The 3,116-nt window shown below is 40.7% G+C and carries 4 protein-coding genes; 1 reads left to right on the top strand and 3 read right to left on the bottom strand.

Annotated elements, in window-relative coordinates; genetic code table 11:
• Positions 1-7: 7 nt before the first annotated feature.
• The 3 genes from DDR33_RS08980 to DDR33_RS08985 form a co-directional block, all read right to left on the bottom strand.
• The gene (locus DDR33_RS08980) at positions 8-385 is read right to left on the bottom strand and encodes a RidA family protein (RefSeq protein ID WP_109415435.1); all 378 of its coding nucleotides are present in this window, start codon (positions 383-385) and stop codon (positions 8-10) included.
• Positions 385-522 carry a DUF6728 family protein gene (locus DDR33_RS25775; protein WP_317047432.1) on the bottom strand — a complete coding sequence of 46 codons (138 nt, stop codon included), beginning with the start codon at positions 520-522 and terminating at the stop codon, positions 385-387. Before DDR33_RS25775 ends, DDR33_RS08980 begins: the two co-directional genes overlap by 1 nt.
• A 171-nt stretch (positions 523-693) precedes the next feature.
• On the bottom strand, positions 694-1,965 hold the full coding sequence (locus tag DDR33_RS08985) for an OmpA family protein (RefSeq protein WP_109415436.1): 1,272 nt from the start codon (positions 1,963-1,965) through the stop codon (positions 694-696).
• Positions 1,966-2,719: 754 nt separating this feature from the next.
• Between DDR33_RS08985 and DDR33_RS26645 the strand changes: the two genes are divergently transcribed.
• A partial coding sequence (locus DDR33_RS26645) for a glycosyltransferase (RefSeq protein WP_238387728.1) occupies positions 2,720-3,116 on the top strand: 397 nt, incomplete at its 3' end.

Here is a 3,116-nt window from a genome sequence, read left to right on the forward strand (position 1 = left end):
CCCACTCCTATTTCGTGGCAATCACTGAGATCTCGACATTCACCCCTTTAGGTAAGCCAGCCACTGCTACTGTTTCGCGGGCCGGATAAGAACTGCTGAAATAAGTGCCGTATATTTCGTTCACGACAGGGAAAAGCTTCATATCGGAAAGAAATATTGTTGTTTTGACTACATCATCAAAGCCAAAACCTGCTTCAGTTAAGATAGCTGATAGATTTTCCATTACCTGCTTTGTTTCATCCTCTACAGAAGACGTGATCAGCTCGTTTGTTGCCGGATTAATGGGAATCTGACCAGACACATAAAGGAATCCATTGGCAAGAATAGCCTGATTATAAGGCCCGATAGGAGCCGGAGCGTTCGCTGTTTCGATAATTTGTTTCATTATTTAATAAACCAATCAATTAACTTATAGATAATTCCCGCAAGGAACAGCAGGATAGCAGTAGCATTGATAAAATGCATCACCTTCAGGTTGAAGTTTTTGGGTCTGTCCGGATTGCTCTTCCTGAAAAAGTACATACGCAAACTTAGATAAATTTAAGCTTATATAGGCAAGATCGGCATGTAAAAGTGAATTTATCGTCCTTTAATGAGGTATGGACATAATTGTGAAGGCCTCGATAAAGACACAAAAAAAGAGGGCTTCTGATGAAGCCCTCTCCGATAATATGCTTAAGATACTATATTATCTTATTTCTTAATTTCAACACGACGGTTTTTAACACGTCCTTCTTCAGTTGAGTTAGAAGCGATTGGCTTAGTTTCGCCGAATGCTTTTACTGTGATGCGGTTAGCATCAACACCAGAGTTAACCAGGTAAGTCTTTACTGAGTTAGCTCTGTCTCTTGAAAGATTCATGTTATAAGCGTCAGTACCTTCAGCTGAAGCGTGTCCTTCAAGGGTTAAGCTTGAAGAAGAGTTAGCTCTCAAGTCAGAAGAAACTTTATCCAAAGTAGGATAAGAAGAAGTTCTTAAAACTGAGCTATCGAATTCGAACTGAATGTTAGAGTAAGAACCTGAAGCTGTTGAATCAGCAGTAGGTAACTGAAGAGGGCAACCAGCGCCATCTACAACAGTTCCGGCAGGAGTACCAGGGCACTTGTCGAATCTGTCAGAAACTCCGTCACCATCAGCATCAGCAGAAAGCTGGTTTACAGTGTTCTCTAAAGTGCTTACGCGGGTCTTAAGAGCTTCAACTTCCTGACGTAATGTAGGATCTTTTAATTCATCATACATTAAAGCAACAGGGTTAGTCCACTGTAAAGCTGGTTTAGCAGAGTTTCCTAAAGTGAACTCAAGGCCTGCATAACCGTAAGAGAATTTGTCTTTGTTAGAAGGTCCGTTAACCCATGTTCCGTCAAGGTTGTCAGCATCCAGGAAGTTTGCATCGTAACCTAAGTTCAGAGACACAACGTCACCTAATCTGAAGCTTGCACCCACACCTACAGGGATGAAAAGCTCAGTTCTGCTTCCTGCTGCATCACCTGGATCGTAACCAGTTAAACCAGCACCAGCCTGAACGAAGAATCCAACGTTTTTAGTTCTGCTAAGGAAAGAAACTGTACCAACGTTAACAACACCCTTTAATGATACTGCATAGTTAAGATCAGTTTCGAAGTCTGCTGCGCGGCCTGCAGGTACAGTAGCACCATCATAAGCGCCAGACAGTTTTCCTCTGTAAGCATCGAGTTTTAATCCGAAAGAAGGAGCTAACTGCTTCTTAATGTATAACCCGTAGCCAAAATTTGCATCCCAATCGTTGTAATCGTTTGTACCGAAAGGAACTACAGGAGCTAAAACGCCACCAGTTACACCAATAGACCAGGTCCTGTACTGTGCTCTTCCGCCAAACACCGTGGCGGCAGAGGTTGAAGTTCTTGTGGTGTCCTGAGCCGAGGCAGCTACTGCAGCCATCGTGAACAGCGAACCAGCAACAACTTTCTTAATTGTAGAATAATTCATGTTCTGTTTGTTTTAAGGTTAAACAAATTTTTAATTGTGTAATTTCTCACAAATTTAATTATAACTTTGATATCGCCAAACTAACAAAGTTTGTACCATTTTCTTTACCCTAAACAAATTATCTTAAAAAAAGGTTTTTTGAACCGTTAAAATTAATTGTTGCAGCCGTTTTAGAGGCCTCTGTACACCCAATACAAACATCTGATTAACAATATCATAATCTAACGACAAAAAAAATGCATCACTGATTTTTTGTCCCGGATGGTCAGGGAGCCACTTTAACATGTAACAATTCTATCGGGAATGCCCTTATGTCCTATTCTTGATCAGGTGTCAGTACTGTTTTTACTACAGATATCAACAGAAGTGTACATTAAAAAACATGTGACTACCGGGAACCGGTCATGCAGAGATTTTTCTGCCACTTTAAAAAACTGTTTATCAGGCTGGTTAGGGCAACCTAATTTATCTATCATCTTAAATAAAATGGCAGAAAATTTGCATCCTATTTATTAACTTAGCAGCAAAACGCTTTATGACGAAATTTTTACGAATCGAACTTTTGCAGAAAATGGATGAAAACATCAGGCCGGGCGGATCAGCTCCCAGGTTACCTCGTCCATTAATTTGAAACAAGCAGCCTCTTTGTGTAACGTTATCGGAAATATAAACGTATAGTGTAAAACAGTGCTCTGTGCATCATGAAAATGCTTTTTACTTATTTTTCATACTTCTGTTTATTTAATTACTTGGGATGAGACGTGTTTTTTTTGACGAAAGCAAAAATAAGGTAGCTCTTTTAATATCGACCTATAATTGGAGTGACGCTTTAAATCTGGTACTAGACAGTATACTGGAACAGACGATTCTGCCAAACGAAATCTTAATTGCCGACGATGGCTCGGGCCATTCTACCAAATATGTTATTGATTCATTCAGGGGTAAAACCTCTATTCCGATAAAACATTTCTGGCATCCCGATGAGGGCTTCCGGAAGACCAGGATCCTCAACACCGCCATTTCGGGAACGGATTGCGATTACATCATCCAGGTAGATGGAGACATCATGCTCCATCCTGAATTTATTTCCGACCATCTCCAGGAAGCTGAAAGGGGGTGCTATATCAAAGGAAGCCGGGTGCTTTTATCGG

This window comes from Pararcticibacter amylolyticus, from assembly GCF_003130405.1.
Taxonomy (GTDB): domain Bacteria; phylum Bacteroidota; class Bacteroidia; order Sphingobacteriales; family Sphingobacteriaceae; genus Arcticibacter; species Arcticibacter amylolyticus.

What these genes read in the sequence shown, in the direction of transcription:
- DDR33_RS08980 (WP_109415435.1), bottom strand. Translation starts at nt 385, where the DNA reads ATGAAACAAATTATCGAAACAGCGAACGCTCCGGCTCCTATCGGGCCT.
- DDR33_RS08985 (WP_109415436.1), bottom strand. Translation starts at nt 1,965, where the DNA reads ATGAATTATTCTACAATTAAGAAAGTTGTTGCTGGTTCGCTGTTCACG.
- DDR33_RS25775 (WP_317047432.1), bottom strand. Translation starts at nt 522, where the DNA reads ATGTACTTTTTCAGGAAGAGCAATCCGGACAGACCCAAAAACTTCAAC.